Annotated in this window: 17 protein-coding genes and 1 pseudogene; 14 read left to right on the top strand and 4 right to left on the bottom strand. The window is 36.4% G+C overall.

The window, feature by feature from the left end; all coding sequences use genetic code 11:
- Positions 1 to 8: 8 nt before the first annotated feature.
- The 7 genes and pseudogenes from AC1DJR_RS03630 to AC1DJR_RS03660 form a co-directional block, all read left to right on the top strand.
- A pseudogene (locus AC1DJR_RS03630) lies at positions 9 to 467 on the top strand (amino acid ABC transporter ATP-binding protein); the annotation flags it as partial.
- Positions 468 to 479: 12 nt separating this feature from the next.
- The gene (gene glnH / locus AC1DJR_RS03635; protein ID WP_477002032.1) at positions 480 to 1310 is read left to right on the top strand and encodes a glutamine ABC transporter substrate-binding protein GlnH; all 831 of its coding nucleotides are present in this window, start codon (positions 480 to 482) and stop codon (positions 1308 to 1310) included.
- An 87-nt stretch (positions 1311 to 1397) separates the two neighbouring features.
- On the top strand, positions 1398 to 2054 hold the full coding sequence (locus AC1DJR_RS03640; protein ID WP_429691760.1) for an amino acid ABC transporter permease: 657 nt from the start codon (positions 1398 to 1400) through the stop codon (positions 2052 to 2054).
- Complete coding sequence (locus tag AC1DJR_RS03645; RefSeq protein ID WP_477002033.1) at positions 2055 to 2699, top strand: amino acid ABC transporter permease; 645 nt, start codon at positions 2055 to 2057, stop codon at positions 2697 to 2699.
- Between the two features lie 203 nt (positions 2700 to 2902).
- Positions 2903 to 4330 (top strand): amino acid permease, encoded by a 1428-nt coding sequence (locus AC1DJR_RS03650; RefSeq protein WP_477002034.1) that lies wholly within the window; start codon positions 2903 to 2905, stop codon positions 4328 to 4330.
- The gene (locus AC1DJR_RS03655; RefSeq protein ID WP_477002035.1) at positions 4305 to 4682 is read left to right on the top strand and encodes an OsmC family protein; all 378 of its coding nucleotides are present in this window, start codon (positions 4305 to 4307) and stop codon (positions 4680 to 4682) included. The genes AC1DJR_RS03650 and AC1DJR_RS03655 overlap by 26 nt, the downstream gene beginning before the upstream one ends.
- A gap of 252 nt (positions 4683 to 4934) precedes the next feature.
- Positions 4935 to 5330: an HIT family protein gene (locus tag AC1DJR_RS03660; RefSeq protein ID WP_429686369.1), complete on the top strand. Its 396-nt coding sequence runs from the start codon at positions 4935 to 4937 to the stop codon at positions 5328 to 5330.
- Positions 5331 to 5351: 21 nt separating this feature from the next.
- Here the strand turns inward: AC1DJR_RS03660 and AC1DJR_RS03665 are convergent, their stop codons facing one another.
- On the bottom strand, positions 5352 to 6335 hold the full coding sequence (locus AC1DJR_RS03665; RefSeq protein WP_477002036.1) for a helix-turn-helix transcriptional regulator: 984 nt from the start codon (positions 6333 to 6335) through the stop codon (positions 5352 to 5354).
- Positions 6336 to 6400: 65 nt separating this feature from the next.
- On the opposite strand from AC1DJR_RS03665, the gene AC1DJR_RS03670 reads away from it, so the two are divergent.
- Positions 6401 to 6925, top strand: coding sequence for a dihydrofolate reductase family protein (locus AC1DJR_RS03670; RefSeq protein ID WP_477002037.1), 525 nt, complete (start codon positions 6401 to 6403; stop codon positions 6923 to 6925).
- A 38-nt stretch (positions 6926 to 6963) separates the two neighbouring features.
- On the opposite strand, the gene AC1DJR_RS03675 is transcribed toward AC1DJR_RS03670, so the two are convergent.
- Both AC1DJR_RS03675 and AC1DJR_RS03680 read right to left on the bottom strand, forming a co-directional pair.
- Positions 6964 to 8334 (bottom strand): sensor histidine kinase, encoded by a 1371-nt coding sequence (locus tag AC1DJR_RS03675; RefSeq protein ID WP_477002038.1) that lies wholly within the window; start codon positions 8332 to 8334, stop codon positions 6964 to 6966.
- A gap of 11 nt (positions 8335 to 8345) precedes the next feature.
- The gene (locus AC1DJR_RS03680; RefSeq protein WP_477002039.1) at positions 8346 to 9023 is read right to left on the bottom strand and encodes a response regulator transcription factor; all 678 of its coding nucleotides are present in this window, start codon (positions 9021 to 9023) and stop codon (positions 8346 to 8348) included.
- 174 nt (positions 9024 to 9197) lie between these two features.
- Here AC1DJR_RS03680 and AC1DJR_RS03685 point away from each other — a divergent pair, with 174 nt between their 5' ends.
- From AC1DJR_RS03685 to AC1DJR_RS03700, 4 genes are all read left to right on the top strand, one after another.
- On the top strand, positions 9198 to 10445 hold the full coding sequence (locus tag AC1DJR_RS03685; RefSeq protein ID WP_477002040.1) for a cell wall-binding repeat-containing protein: 1248 nt from the start codon (positions 9198 to 9200) through the stop codon (positions 10443 to 10445).
- Positions 10446 to 10601: 156 nt separating this feature from the next.
- Positions 10602 to 12053, top strand: a complete 1452-nt coding sequence (locus tag AC1DJR_RS03690; protein WP_477002041.1) for a SulP family inorganic anion transporter — start codon at positions 10602 to 10604, stop codon at positions 12051 to 12053.
- Between the two features lie 65 nt (positions 12054 to 12118).
- Complete coding sequence (locus AC1DJR_RS03695; RefSeq protein WP_002010593.1) at positions 12119 to 12541, top strand: universal stress protein; 423 nt, start codon at positions 12119 to 12121, stop codon at positions 12539 to 12541.
- Positions 12542 to 12755: 214 nt separating this feature from the next.
- Entirely contained in the window at positions 12756 to 12872 is a 117-nt protein-coding gene (locus AC1DJR_RS03700) for a DUF4027 family protein (protein ID WP_071717615.1), read from the top strand.
- A 130-nt stretch (positions 12873 to 13002) separates the two neighbouring features.
- Here the strand turns inward: AC1DJR_RS03700 and glpT are convergent, their stop codons facing one another.
- The gene (gene glpT / locus AC1DJR_RS03705; RefSeq protein ID WP_477002042.1) at positions 13003 to 14352 is read right to left on the bottom strand and encodes a glycerol-3-phosphate transporter; all 1350 of its coding nucleotides are present in this window, start codon (positions 14350 to 14352) and stop codon (positions 13003 to 13005) included.
- Between the two features lie 271 nt (positions 14353 to 14623).
- Between glpT and AC1DJR_RS03710 the strand changes: the two genes are divergently transcribed.
- Positions 14624 to 15091: a MarR family winged helix-turn-helix transcriptional regulator gene (locus AC1DJR_RS03710; protein WP_002029807.1), complete on the top strand. Its 468-nt coding sequence runs from the start codon at positions 14624 to 14626 to the stop codon at positions 15089 to 15091.
- A gap of 19 nt (positions 15092 to 15110) precedes the next feature.
- Positions 15111 to 16166 (top strand): MDR family MFS transporter (locus AC1DJR_RS03715; protein WP_477002043.1); only part of this gene is annotated, 1056 nt, incomplete at its 3' end.

Below are 16166 nucleotides of genomic sequence, written 5' to 3' on the forward strand. Positions count from 1 at the left end.
CATAAAACCATAAAACAGTTCTGCAAAATATTACACTAGCACCAATTAAAGTAAATAAAACTTCAAAAGAAGAAGCAGAAAAAACAGCGATGGTTTATTTAGAGAAAGTAGGAATCCCGGAGAAGGCAGGTGTATATCCTCATCAATTATCCGGAGGTCAACAGCAAAGGGTAGCTATTGCTAGAGGGCTCGCGATGCAACCGAAAATTATGCTATTTGATGAGCCTACGTCCGCTCTTGATCCAGAGATGATCGGAGAGGTGCTTGATGTTATGAAAGCGCTGGCTAAAGAAGGAATGACGATGGTCGTCGTCACACATGAGATGGGATTTGCACGTGAGGTAGCAGATAGAATTTTATTTATGGATAACGGTCAAATTATCGAAGATACAACACCATCACAATTTTTTGCAAATCCTGAACAAGAAAGAGCACGTCTATTTTTAAGCCGGGTATTAAATCATTAAAGGAGGAATTTCATGCTTAAGATGAAAAAGTTGTTTACCCTAATCGTATTCTCATGTTTATTCGTGTTTATTGTTGCTGGGTGCGGGGGGAAAAAAGACGAGGCGAAAGAAACGAATACGAAGCAAGGCGGAGCTGTTGAGCAAATTAAGAAGCGCGGGAAGTTAGTAGTTGGGGTGAAAAATGATACGAATTTATTTGGATTGAAAAACCCTTCAACAGGGCAAGTAGAAGGATTCGATATTGATATCGCGAAGGCACTTGCGAAAAAAATTCTTGGTGATGAAAAGAAACTAGAGCTGAAAGAAGTAACGTCTAAAACACGTATTCCGATGCTGAAAAATGGTGATATTGATGCCATTATTGCGACAATGACAATTACAGAAGAGCGTAAAAAAGAAGTGGATTTTTCAGATGTATATTTTAAAGCGGGGCAATCGTTACTTGTGAAAAAAGGAAGCAATATTAARAGYATTGATGATRTRAAAMARGGYGTKAAAGTRTTAGCTGTAAAAGGWTCAACRTCTACAAATAATATTCGTCAAAAGTCACCAGAAGCRACWGTATTAGAATTTGAAAATTACAGTGAGGCATTTACAGCGTTAAAAGCAGGTAAAGGCGATGTTTTAACTACAGATAATGCGATTCTTTACGGAATGGCAAAACAAGATTCTAATTATGAAGTTGTAGGGAAAATTTTCACGGATGAACCGTATGGAATTGCAGTACAAAAAGGTGCAGACGATTTAACGAAAGAGATTAATAGTTTATTAAAAGATATGAAAGCGAATGGAGAATACGATAAATTGTATGAAAAATGGATTGGTCAAAAACAAGAGAAGTAAAATGAAACTTTATTTCTCGTGATAAATAGTAAGAGTGAGAGGATGAGAGTACTCATCCTCTTCTTGTAAAGAAAGAGGGGAGAATATGTGCCTGATTTTTCTATATTAACGAATAACATTGATATGTATTTAGAAGGATTTAAATATACGGTTATGTCTAGTGTAGTTGCGCTAATAGGAAGTTTTGTTTTAGGAATTGTTATGGCAGTGATGCGAATTTCACCTATTCGTATTTTGAATTGGATTGGCTCTGCCTATGTAGAGTTTGTTAGAAATATTCCACTCGTATTAATTGCATTCATTTTCTATTTTGCTTTGCCTGTAATAGGAATTACTTTCAACGGTTTTGTAGCAGGGACAGTTGCGCTTACAGTTTATACAGCGGCTTTTATTGCGGAAGTAATTCGTGCTGGTATTTTATCAGTCGCGAAAGGTCAAATGGAAGCAGCACGTTCTTCAGGATTAACTTATACGCAAGCGATGTATCATGTCGTCTTACCTCAAGCGATGAAAATCGTCATTCCTCCTCTAGGAAATCAATTTCTCAATTTAGTAAAAAACTCTTCAATACTCGGAATTATTGCTGGAACGGATTTAATGTATCAAGGAGACTTAATTTCAACGAAGACGTTCGTTACGTTTGATGTATATATATATGTCGGGATGTTTTATTTAGTATTAACAATTCCGCTAAGTATGCTAGTGCGTTATTTAGAAAGACGCTTAGCTAAGGAGGCGGTGTAAATGGATTTTCAAGGTGCTATTACAGGAGATCATATACTCTTTTTATTAAAAGGATTCCTTATAACGTTAGAGGTTGCCCTTGTAGCTATTGTACTTAGTTTTATTATCGGTAGTGTAATAGGAACTTTGCGCTATACAAAAATACCCGTCATCTCACCAATACTAGGCTTTATCGTTGAAGTTATTCGGAATTTACCACTTCTTTTAATTATATTTTTTACGTATTTTGCACTTCCAGAGGCAGGTTTGAAATTAGAAATTATAACGGCTACAATTGTTGCTTTAACGATATTTGAAGCGGCGATGATATCTGAAATTGTTCGAAGTGGTTTATTATCTATCGAAAAAGGACAAATTGAAGCGGCGCGCTCTTCAGGATTAACATATGTTCAAACGCTTTGGCACATTATTTTACCGCAAGCACTTAGAAGAATGGTTCCGCCGCTTGTTAGTCAATTTATTTCATTGTTAAAAGATACGTCATTAGCGGTTGTTATATCATTGCCAGAGCTTATGCATAATGCTCAAATTATTAGCGGACAGAACGTAAATTATATGATTCCAACATTTATACTAGCAGCCTGTATGTATTTCATCGTAAACTATAGTTTATCAATTTTATCGAGAAGATTAGAACTTCGTTAACTCTTACAATAATACGTAAGGGTTTTTTCCTTATCAACCCTCATTTTCCTTATATTAGTATCTTAATCTCCTGATAATTAAATTTTTATAATGTTTTATCAGAAAAGTTTTAATTTTATATAGAAATTGTAACCGCTTTCGTGTATATTTTTATTATCAGAAAATTTTAAAAAGAGATAGAGGGTTTATAGGGGAGGATTACAATGCAGCAACCAACGAATGAGAAATTACATCGTACGATGAAGAGTAGACATTTATTTATGATCGCACTAGGTGGTGTAATCGGGACTGGTTTTTTCTTAGGTTCAGGTTACACCATTAATCAGGCTGGACCAGGGGGAGCCATCCTTTCCTATTTAGTGGGCGGATTTATTATGTATTTAACAATGCTTTGTCTTGGAGAGCTAACGGTAGCGATGCCAGTTTCAGGCTCTTTCCAAAAGTATGCGACGAAGTTTATTGGACCAGGAACTGGATTTATGATCGGCTGGCTATACTGGATTGGATGGGCAGTAACAGTAGGATTAGAATTAACATCGATCGGTTTAATGATGAAAAGATGGTTTCCGAATGTTGATGTTTGGGTATGGTGTCTTCTGTTTGGAGCTATTTTATATGCTTCAAATGCTATTTCAGCGAAGAGTTATGCTGAATTAGAGTTTTGGTTCTCTAGTATTAAAGTAGTTACAATTATTGCATTCATTCTACTTGGTGGTAGCGCATTACTAGGATTTTTACCATACGACGGAAAAGAAGCAGCGCCTCTTTTCTCTAACTTTGTAAGTGATGGTGGGCTATTCCCAAATGGACTAGCTGCAGTGCTTCTTACGATGATTACAGTTAACTTTTCCTTCCAAGGAACAGAGTTAATCGGGATTGCAGCAGGAGAGAGTCAGAATCCTGAAAAAACAATTCCACGTGCAATTCGTAATACAGTATGGCGCATTATGCTATTCTTCATTTTAACAATGACAATTTTAGTAGGGTTAATTTCTTGGAAAGAAGCAGGGATAATTGAAAGTCCATTCGTAGTTGTATTTGATAAAATCGGTATTCCATATGCAGCTGATATTATGAACTTCGTTATTATTACAGCTCTTCTATCTGTAGCGAACTCAGGGTTATATGCAGCAACGCGTATACTATGGTCACTTGCAAATGAAGGAATGGCACCAGCTTCTTTCAAGAAGGTAAATAAACGTGGTATTCCAATTACAGCGCTAGTCGTAACGATTGCTGTTGCGGCGTTATCCTTATTAACAAGCTTCCTTGCAGAAGATACAGTATATATGTACTTATTATCTATAGCTGGTTTATCTGCTGTTTCAAGTTGGATCATTATTGCTTTATCACAACTTCGCTTTAGAAGTCAGTATTTAAAAGGCGGAGGAAAATTAGAGGACTTAAAGTATAGAACACCACTATATCCGCTTGTTCCAATTYTAGCTTTAATTACAAATAGCRTCGTTGTYATTAGTTTAGCGTTTATTCCAGAACAAAGAATGGCGTTATATTGTGGTATTCCATTTATCATTTTCTGCTATATATATTATTATATGAGTAAGAAAAGGCAGAAACCGGTGAAAGTGGAGATGGAAAAAACAAATGAAACTAACAATCAAACACGATGATATAAAAGCAGACTTATCGTACGGTCAATTAGCGATTGGAAAAGAAAACGGATATTCACCGTTACAATTACTAATCTCTTCTATCGCAGGATGTAGTGCAATTGTTTTTCGAACGATTTTAGAAAAGAAACGTATTGCATACGATATGTTTACAATTGAAACTGAAATTGGTAGAAGTGAAGCTTTATCAAAACCAGTTGAAAGTGTTCATTTGCACTATAAAATTAAAGCGCAAAACATTACAGAAGAACAATTAGACAAGGCACTGCAACTTGCGGTGAAAAATTGCACAATTGTTCAATCTGTAAAGGATAGTATAAAAGTTACAGAAACAATTGAATTAGTAAAGTGAAACATAAAAACGTGAGAATAGGGCGCTCACGTTTTTATGTTTTTGGCAGAGGGGGAAGAATGATGGAATGTGTAGGTTGTAAATTAGCAAATGAAGAGGAAAAAATATATAAAGTGAAACTTTAATCAGTGGGGGTTTTGTCCATCCCCCACTGATTATTAGTTGAACCAATCGGGCTTTTACGGGCAGTTGATCTCCCGCCTAACTTCCTAGCATTCGCGAATTTTGAGGTGGGAGTCTTACTGCCCGTTAATGCGGGGTAAAGTATATGAAGATGATTATGTAACTTGTTTTTTAGATCATGCGCCTTTCTATACAGGGCATACTTTAATCGTTCCAAAGCAGCATGTTGTAGAAGTGGACGAATTAGATGATTGTGTAGCAAAAGCGATTATGGATGCTTCTAGGCTTATTTCAAAGGCTATTAAATTACTGTATAAACCAGATGGAATTACAATTTGTCAAAATGGTGGAATCTTCAACGAGTTAACTCATTATCACATGCATGTTGTGCCGAGATATAAAGAGCGTTCGTTTGCTGAGTTTTATACGGTGCAGCCAGGAGAACAGCAGAATCATAACTTTGAAGAGACAAAGAATTTATTAAAAGAATCGATAGAGAAAATAATACATAGCGAAAAGGCGTAAGAGGGGTTTTCTTACGCCTTTTTAGTCTCCATACATATTTAAAACTTCTTTCGCACGTATACGTAAACCATCTATCAATTCTTTCGGTTCTAAAACTCGTGCATCTTTTCCAAGTCTATAAAATAAAGGGGTAATAAAGTTAATTTCATCTTTATCAATTGTTGAATGTATATAGCCTGTCCCGTCTTCGTTTATTACCACGAATTCTTCAAGGTAAGGCACGCTTTTACATTGGCGCACACCTTCTGTTGTCAGTAAAACATGTAACTGAATAGGACTGTGTACTACGTTAGAGTTAGAGGAAAACCACTCTTCTAAATTCATGAATGTATCCTCATTTTCTTCCGTTGATAATATRGARAGAATACGATCRACGCGATACAGTAATACYTTTTTTYTACYAWAGTCATAGGAYGGCAAATACCATAAACCGTCGTGAGCATATACACCGATAGGATGAACATATTTTGTTTTTATCCCCGATTTAGATTCGTATTGAAAGTGTAAATTTTTATTTTTAATAGCTGCGGTTAATACTTCGTTTAAAAGAGGGGTAGCAATTGTTCTCATGGGATTCCAAAAAGCGATATAAGAACGTATTGTATCAACTTTCGCTTTCGCATCATGTTGTAGAGAGCTGTACAGTTTATGAGTAACAGAATTGATTTCTGTATTAAAAGGCAAATCTCGGTAGTAGCTTAAAGATTGAAAGGCAAAAAAGATGGATACTGCTTCTTCTTCCGTAAATAAAATAGGCGGTATGACCCTATTCGTTAATACTTTATATCCTCCGTTACGACCTTGTTCAGCATAAATAGGTAATCCCATATCACTTAAATCTAAAATGTATCTATGAACCGTACGAACGGAAATATTAAATTCATCAGCTATTTCTTGAGCTGTAAATGTTTTCTTCGCTGAAGCAAATATAAGAATGTCTAGTAAACGTTTTGCTTTTGACAAGGATATCACCTTTTTCTTTTTTAACATGACATAAGTTGTCATGTTTTATGGTTAGTATAGTGCTTATAAGATGATTTTATCAATAGAAGCTGTAAGGAGGAAAAGATATGTCACGTGAAATTGTTTTATTTATTGCAGCGAGCTTAGATGGATTTATCGCGAAAGAAGATGATGATTTACAGTGGTTAATGGAAACGGAAGGAGAGGGTGATAACGGTTATACAGAAATGTATGAAACGATTGATACAATAATAATGGGAAAAAGAACGTACGATTATGTAGTAGAGCATACGGAAACATTCCCGTACCTAGATAAAAAATGTTATGTTTTTTCTAATTCAGAAAAAGGTTCAAACGAACATGTAGAGTTTGTAAATGAAGATGTATTAGAGTTTACAAAAAGGTTGAAAGAGCAGGAAGGATCTAAAATATGGATGGTCGGTGGAGGGAGTCTACTGAGAGGATTTTTTAAGAATAATTTAATTGATGAATATGTTGTTACGATTACACCTCACATATTAGGTTCTGGAGTTCCGTTATTTAAAGAAAAGAACCCGGAAATTAATTTAACTTTAACGGATACGAAACGTTTTGGGCAATTCGTAAATTTATATTATAAAGTAAAGTCCTAAAGGATAAGAAAACACGACTATTGATGATAGTCGTGTTTCTATATAGATGGCAATGAAATTGTAAAGCAAGATCCGTGATCAATTTCACTTGTGACAGTAATATTCCCGCCGTGTAGTTCTACGATTTCTTTTACGATGGAGAGCCCTAAACCAGTGCCTCCTGTAGCTCTAGAGCGCGCTTTATCAACACGGTAAAAGCGATCGAAAATGTGAGAGAGGTCTTTAGGAGGAATACCTTCGCCTTCATCTTCAATTGTAATGGAAATACGTTTATGTTCTTCTGTAACAGAAATATTTATATGAGAATGTTCTTTTGAATGTCTATACGCGTTATTTAAAATGTTAGCCATAACTTGTTCAAAGCGTTGCTCATCTAGCTTTACTAAGAGTGAGGAAGGACATGTGAAAACAACTTTAATTTGTTTTTCTCCGTACATCACATTTATTTTTTCAGTGATGCGAGTAAGGAAGGTGTGTAAATGCACTTCCTGTACTTGAATGAAAAAGTTATGCTTTTCCATTTGAGCGAGTGAAAATAAATCTTGGACTAAGTTTGTAATATAATCAGACTCGTCTTTTATAATGGATAAGTATCGTAAACGTTGCTCTGGGGGTGTGTTTTCTTTTGATGCAATGTCAGCATAACCTCTTACGTACGTTAATGGTGTTCGTAATTCGTGAGCAACACTTGCTAGAAATTCACTTCGCTCCGTTTTCATATAATGTAAATCATTTGCGAGAGTTTGGATAGATTGTGCTAGTTCACCAATTTCGTCATTTCGAGTAGTTGTTAATGAAACGGATAAATCGCCCTTACTCATTTTTTCAGTCGCTTGTTTCATGTGTAACAATGGTTTTGTTAACAAACGTGATAATAGAAAAATGGTGATGGCTGTTAATAGGAAAGTAATGACTCCAGCGATAATGAATTGCCGTGTGAGCCCGTTAACCATTTCTTCGATTGATTCCGTCCCGAGAAACATATATACATAGCCTTCCGTTTTTCCTGCCACTACAATGGGGCTAACTGTACATATATAATTAGATGCTTTCCAATGATTCTCTATAATTGCTCCATCATGATCTGTTCGTGTTTGCATTCCTTCAATATGTTTTTTTATAGTAGTATTTATTTCATTGGATTTAGCTAGTATTTCCTTATTTGCATTTGTAATAATAACAGTTGTTTCAGCTTCGGATTCCATTAAAGCAACATGGGAGATTGTTTGCCTATCAAAATATTTTTCAAGGACATCTCGGTGACTATTTCCACGCTTTAATAAAGCAGTCATTTCTTCATTTACTCTATTGTTTACAAGGCTATAATAGAGCAAGACAAATAGAACACTTTCGATTAAAAGTGTAACAATTAGAAAATAAAATCCGAGTTGAATAGAAATTCGCTTCATCGTTTTGCTCCTTAGTTTTCAATATCAATCCATCGATATCTTACTCCGTAAACAGTTTTTAAATGGTGATCAATGGGGAAATTTACTTTTCGTAATTTATCACGTAAATTACGAATATGTGAATCGACTGTTCTATCTTCTGTATTTGTATTTAATCCCCAAATTCGTTCAATGAGCTGATCACGGCTTAATACGTAGTTCACATGACGTAAAAATAATCCGAGTAAAGAGAATTCGATTGGGGTGAGAAGAAGTTCTTCATTATGGACAGAAATGAAATGCTTGGCCTCATCCCATAAAATGCCGTGATATTGGATTTGTGCATGTTGATTGGTTCGGCGTAAAACAGCTTCAATTCTTGCGAAGAGCTCCTCTTCGTGGAATGGTTTCGTCACGTAATCATCTGCTCCAAGTTTTAACCCTTGAACGACATCTACCGTCTGATCACGAGCAGTTACCATAATGATAGGAACGTTACTAAATGATCGAATTCTTTTGCAAGTTTCCCACCCGTCCATCTTTGGCATCATAATATCGAGTAAAACAAATTTGAAGTTTCGATTTTCTATATGTGAAATAGCTTCTTCTCCGGATGCTGCACATACGCAGTTATATCCGATTGGAGTAAGATAAAGCGTTAATAATTCAAGYATTCTCGGTTCATCATCTACGAGTAGTATATCGATCATAGAGTACCTCCGCATTTGTAGTTATTACTTAAATTGTAAGGCAAAATCATGAAGAAATGGTGCAGATTATAATGCATCTGCATAATTTCTTCAGAATTGCTTGTTATTGTAAAGTTGAAATTCCATTTTAGGTAATAATATTGGCTCGAAAACGAATAATACGGAGGCGATATAGTGAAAAAGATGATCCGAATTTTTGGGATAACAATAATTGCGGCGGTTGGTCTTGCGGCGTGTGGACAAACGAATACAGATCATAAAAATCATGAATCTAAAGAAGAGAAGAAAACAGAGCAAAAGGAAATGAAAATGAATCAGGAGGTAACTGCGCCGAAAGAAATGAATCAAGGTGCATCGAATGATTTATTAACGACAAGTTTAAAAAATGTAACGAGATTAAATACAAATGATCCTCTGCAAATGGCAGTATTAACTTCGCAAACGATATGGCCAGCAACGCATAAAGAGAATCAGCCAGGCGCTATTATTTTAGTGCCAGTGAACGAGTGGCAATTAGGTATTGCAAGTGCGGATCTTATTCATCACCCGAATAACGGACCGATTTTATTTATAGAAAAAGAAAAGGTACCCGAAATGACGTTAAAAGAAATAAAACGATTAAATCCGCTYGGAGCGAAAGACGGAACACAAATTATGGTGATGGGGGATGTAGGTGCATCTATCCTTGAGCAATTAAAAGGTTATAAAGTAAAGCAAATAAAAGAAACAGATCCAGCTACATTTGCTAAAGATGTTGATAAGGAGTACGCCGATATAACAGGAAGTTATCCAAATAGCGTTATTGTCGGTTCGTCTGAAGAGGAAGGGCGTTTATATACAACACCAGCTGTAAACTGGATTTCTCATATGCCGGAACCTCTTCTATATACTGAAAAAAATAAAGTGCCAGAAGCGACAATAGAGGCATTAAAGACGAGAAAAGATAAAGCGAATATATATGTGTTAGGACCAGAAAAAATCGTTTCGAAAGAAGTAGAAAAAGAGTTAAGTAAATACGGGGAAGTAACGCGTATTAGTGGGGAGACTCCAACAGAAAATTCGGTTGCATTTGCGAAATTTAAAGATGAAAAAACGAAATTTGGCTGGGGATTCACAAAAMCAGGTCACGGTTTGTCATTTGTTTCAAGCAAAACACCAGACTTAGCAATTGCGGGAGCACCGTTTTCACATATGGGTAAACATGCCCCTGTTGTTTTGCTTGAGGAAGGAAAAGCTTCACAACCAGTTTATGACTTCCTTGCTACTATTCAGCCGAAGTTTAAAGATGATCCAACACTTGGACCATATAACCATGGTTTCCTATTAGGAAGTAGTAGTGATGTTTCATTTGAAACACAAGGTATATTGGATGAGAGGTTAGAAATTGTTCAGGAAAGTGGTCAAGGTCACGGTGGACATTAATGAAATGAGAAAAGACGCTGCTAAGATAGCGTCTTTTCTTTAGGAAACTTTTACATAGCACAACATCCTTTGCTCGTTATATAATAGCCTTCGTGCAGTCGGCCTTGATTTTCTTATGGAGAAAATCAAATGATAAAAGAGTGGAGGAGTGTTACTTTGTTTCAAACTATAAAAAATGAATGGTTCTCAAATATGAGAGGGGACGTGCTATCGGGGGTTGTTGTTGCTTTAGCATTAATTCCTGAAGCGATAGCTTTTTCTGTTATTGCAGGTGTAGATCCGACGGTTGGATTGTACGCGGCCTTTTGTATTGCGGTTACAATTTCGTTTGTCGGCGGAAGACCAGGGATGATCTCGGCGGCAACGGGTGCGATGGCATTATTAATGGTCACTCTTGTGAAGGATCACGGTTTGCAATATTTATTTGCTGTGACAATAGTAACAGGTATTGTTCAAATTATTTTTGGAGTGTTCAARCTKAGCTCATTTATGAAGTTTGTTCCTAAATCYGTTATGAGTGGTTTTTTAAAYKCACTTGGAATTTTAGTTTTTACAGCGCAATTGCCGCATTTTAAAAATGCAACTTGGCAAATGTATGCACTTGTCGCATTAGGACTTGCAATTATATATTTATTTCCACGTATTACGACGGCTGTTCCGTCTACACTTATTTCAATTATTATTGTGACAAGCATTGCACTTATGAGCGGATTACAGTTAAAAACAGTAGGGGATATGGGAAGCTTACCGAAAGAATTACCGTTCTTTAGTATTCCTGATGTTCCATTTACACTTGAGACATTAGCAATTATTTTACCGTATTCAGTTATGTTAGCGGTTATAGGTTTACTAGAGTCATTATTAACGGCGTCGGTTTTAGACGATATGACACATACGGAAAGTAATAAGCATAAAGAGGCACGTGGACAAGGGATTGCGAACGTTGTTACTGGGTTTTTCGGAGGAATGGCAGGATGTGCAATGATTGGACAATCTGTTATTAACATTAAATCAGGTGGTCGAGGGAGATTATCGACGCTTGTAGCCGGTGGTTTTTTAATCGTATTGCTATTTGTTTTAGGTGATTACGTTGTTCATATTCCGATGGCAGCTTTAGTTGCAGTTATGATTATGGTTTCGATTGGGACGTTTGATTGGAACTCTGTAGCGACGATTCATAAATTACCAAAAGGAAACGCATTTGTTATGATCGTAACAGTTGTGATTGTCCTAATTACACATAATTTAGGATTAGGTGTAATTATCGGAACGATAATTAGTGCAGTTTTATTTGCATTCAATATGGCAAAGATTCACGTGAAACATTTGTATATTGAAAATAAGAAAATATACGAAATTCACGGCCAACTATTCTTCGCATCTACGGCAGAGTATATAAATGCTTTTTCATACAATGAAGATGTGAAAGAAATTGAGATGAACTTTACTAACGCACACGTATGGGATGATTCAGCAGTAGCGGCAATTGATAAAGTTATAATGAAGTATGAACAGAACGGTGTGAAAGTAAGGATCACAGGGTTAAATGAACGTAGCTCGAAGCTCGTTGCGAATTTAGCTACTTATAATAAGAGAATTGCTAGTTAGAAGCCTCCTTTTTAGGGGGCTTTATTATATAATACGGGTAGGATAACGAAAAGGGGATTCAGCATATGTACAAACAAATTTTATTAGCATGCGATGGTTCTGAACATGCACTTCGAGCAGCCGAGCATGCAACATATATTGCGAAATTTAACGAAGAAACACATGTTGAAGTTGTGTACGTAGTAGATAATAGAACGGCAAAGTCAGATATTATACAAGGACAAACGGATTTAGAAACAATATCAGCTAGTCGAAAAGATAAATTAAAAGAGATTGAGGGTTTATTAAAGAAAGAGAACATTTCCTACAAAATTACGATTCTACATGGCGATCCAGGAGATACGATTGTTCAATATGTAAATACAGGAGATATAGATCTTATTATTGCTGGGAGTAGAGGGCTAAATACACTGCAAGAGATGGTGCTTGGTAGTGTAAGTCATAAAATAGCAAAGCGTGTGAAATGCCCGGTTATGATTATAAAATAAGTTGAGTGAGATATTATGTAGTGTAAGCAGGACCTTGATATAATTCGAGGTCTTTTTTGATGTATTAAGAGGGAGAATGTGGACAGAATATATATAAGTTTAAAAAATGTTAACTTACAAATTTGTAAGTTAGCTGTCAGCGAAATCGATGTTATGAAATTTTTCCCATTGATACAATAAGAATATCAAAGGGGATATAGGGAGGATGGAAGGTATGAAATCATTTCAAAATTTGTCTTATAGCCAAGGGGTAAGTTTAATTTGTTTAGGTGGATTTGCTGGATCTGTTACGTTAGCTGTTTTAATAAAGATGTTTCAGCAAATGTTTTAATCGTATGAATAGAAGGGAAGTGATTAATATAAATAGCAAGAGAAGAACGATAAATAAAAAATAGCTCTTAGCATGTAAGTAAATGCTGAGAGCTATTTTTATGTTTATTTTTCTACACATTATATTTTGTTTAAACTTCTTTTGATTTAGCAGATCCTGTATTTAAAGTAAGAGCAAGGAAGAACATTGCAAGCAMACAAGAAGCAAGGAGCAAAATGAATCCRCCGTCCCATCCGAATCCATCTACAATAAAGCCCATAGCTGCGCTAGCAAAAGTAGCTCCCCCTAGGTAACCGAAGAACCCAGTTAACCCAGCGGCAGTTCCAGCAGCTTTTTTGGGTGCTAAGTCAAGCGCGTGAAGACCAATTAGCATAACAGGTCCGTAAATTAAAAATCCAATGGAAACAAGTGCGATACTATCAATGATTGGATGCCCAGCAGGATTTAGCCAGTAAACAAGAACGGCAATGAATACACCGACCATAAATAGAATGCCAGCAGGTGCGCGGCGCCCTTTAAATAGTTTATCACTCATCCATCCGCAAAGAAGTGTACCTGGAATACCAGCCCATTCGTATAGAGCATAAGCTGTACGTGAGCTACTGTGAGTAAAGCTTTTTTCTTCTACTAAATAAGTAGGAGCCCAGTCTACAACGCCGTAACGAACGAAATAAACAAAGACATTAGCGATAGCGATGTACCATAAAAACTTATTGTTTAATATGTATGTAAATAAAATTTCCTTTACCGAAAGTTCGCGTTCACGGTCCGCTACTTTTTCATCTGATGGATATTCCCCAGTATGTTCTTCAATAGAAGGTAATCCGCAAGATTGAGGTGTATCTCTCATCGTAATTAATACATAAATCCCCACCAAAATTGAAAGAATACCTGGGAAGTAAAATATACTTTTCCAGTCATTTGCAAAGAAATATAAGCCTAATGTAACGAGAGAAGGCATAAGCGCGCCGCCGACATTATGAGCGACGTTCCAAATAGACATTTTTGTACCACGTTCACTAATGGAGAACCAGTGAACCATCGTACGACCACAAGGAGGCCATCCCATACCTTGTACCCATCCATTTAAAAACTGAAGTACAAACATAAGTATAATGCTCGTTGTAATGAAAGAAAATGAGCCGAAAATAATATTAATGATACCGGATAAAAATAGCCCAGCTGCTAAAAAGTAGCGAGGATTACAACGATCGGATACGATACCCATAAGAAATTTACTTAATCCGTAAGCGATAGATACTGCTGAAAGGATAACCCCAAGTTCCCCTTTACTAAAGCCTTGTTCGATTAAGTATGGCATTGCGAGTGAAAAGTTTTTTCGAACAAAGTAGTAACCCGCATAACCGATGAAGATGCCTAAGAATACTTGCAAACGCAATTTGCGGTATTCGCTATCAGTGCGATCAGCTGGTAAGCGTTCTGCGTGGGGCGCAGGTTTAAATAATTGTGTGAAAAACATAAAATGAAAATCCTCCCCTAATTAATTGGAAGCGTTTTAAGACAGAGAGAATACAAAAAGGCTATGAAATATAAAAAAGTTCCCTTTTTTATGATTCATAGCCATATACTCCGATTCTCCGTGACTGTCAATATTAACTTCGACGAAAATTATACAACTTTGTGACAATAATGTAAACGTTTTTATAAAGAAAGTTGTTGACGTATTTTGTTTGTGGGATTAATATTTAAATACGTTAAATATTTTATTGCTTAAATAAGAGGTGGATAACATGCCAAATGATATGACTCATATTGATAAGATTCAAGCTCTTACATTCGCTATAGGAAAGAAAATGCAAACAGAGCTATTAGAACAAATGCAAGCATCAGGACTTACACCACCGCAGTTTTATATTTTAAAGATTTTAGATCATTACGGAGCTTCAAGAGCGACACAATTGGCGGAGAAAATGTACGTGAAACCGAGCGCGATTACAGTAATGACTGATCGTTTAATTGATCATGGGTTAGTAGAGCGCTATCACGACGATAATGATCGCCGCGTTGTTGTCATTGAGCTAACGAAGAAGGGGAAAGCTACAGTAGAAGAAGCGATGGCGGCTCGTAATGAGCATATTGCAAAATACTTCTCACACTTAGAATTACAAGAGAGGGAAGATTTGTTGCGCCTCTTTGAAAAGCTAGAAACAATTATTTGCGGGAAACCAGAGAAAAAAGAGAAAAAAGAGAAAAACTAAGAGGAATTGAGGAGATTACATGGAGCAACAAGAAAATCAGAATAGAAAGTTGTTGTTAATCGGTTTAGTAATCGCAATGCTATTTGCTGCATTGGACGGAACAATCGTTGGTACAGCAATGCCGCGTATCGTCGGTGAACTAGGTGGATTAAGTTTAATGACATGGTTAACAACAGCTTATATGTTAACATCAACAACGGTTGTACCGATTGCAGGTAAATTAGCGGATTTACTTGGGCGTCGTAACGTATATATAGCAGGATTAATTATCTTTATGGTTGGTTCAGCGTTATGTGGTATGGCCAACGGTATGACAGAATTAATTATTTTCCGTGGTATTCAAGGTCTTGGTGGCGGTATTATGATGCCAATGGCTATGATTATTATCGGAGATATGTTCACGGGAAAAGAACGTGCTAAATGGCAAGGGATTTTTGGTGCTTTATACGGTCTTGCTTCTGTAATTGGACCACAAGTTGGTGGTTGGATTGTAGACGCAGTGAACTGGAGATGGGTATTCTATATTAACYTACCAGTTGGTATTTTAGCGACAATCTTCATTGCAATGGGATTAAAAGCACATAAACAAACAGGACCAATTAAAATTGATATCGCTGGAATCTTCACGATGATTCTCGGTGTTGTAAGTTTATTACTTGCGTTAACGTTTGGCGGAAAAGATTATGCATGGGGTTCTTGGCAAATTATCGGGTTATTTGCACTAGCTGCCATTGGTATTGTTAGCTTTATTATCGTTGAAACGAAGGCTGAAGAACCAATTTTACCGATGCACTTCTTTAAAAACCGCACATTTACACTACTGAATGCGATCGGTTTCTTTATGAGTATCGGAATGTTTGGAGCAATTATGTTCGTACCGTTCTTTATGCAAGGAATTGTAGGCGTAAGTGCTGCTGAATCAGGAACGATTATGACACCGATGATGATTACAATGATCGTTATGAGTATTATTGGTGGTCAGCTTGTATTAAAAATTGGTGTGAAACCACAAATTATTACAGGGATGCTTATTATGGCTAGTGGTTTCTGGTTATTAACAACGATGGATATGCAC

The sequence above is a fragment of the Bacillus sp. 05T31 genome (genome assembly GCF_056396725.1).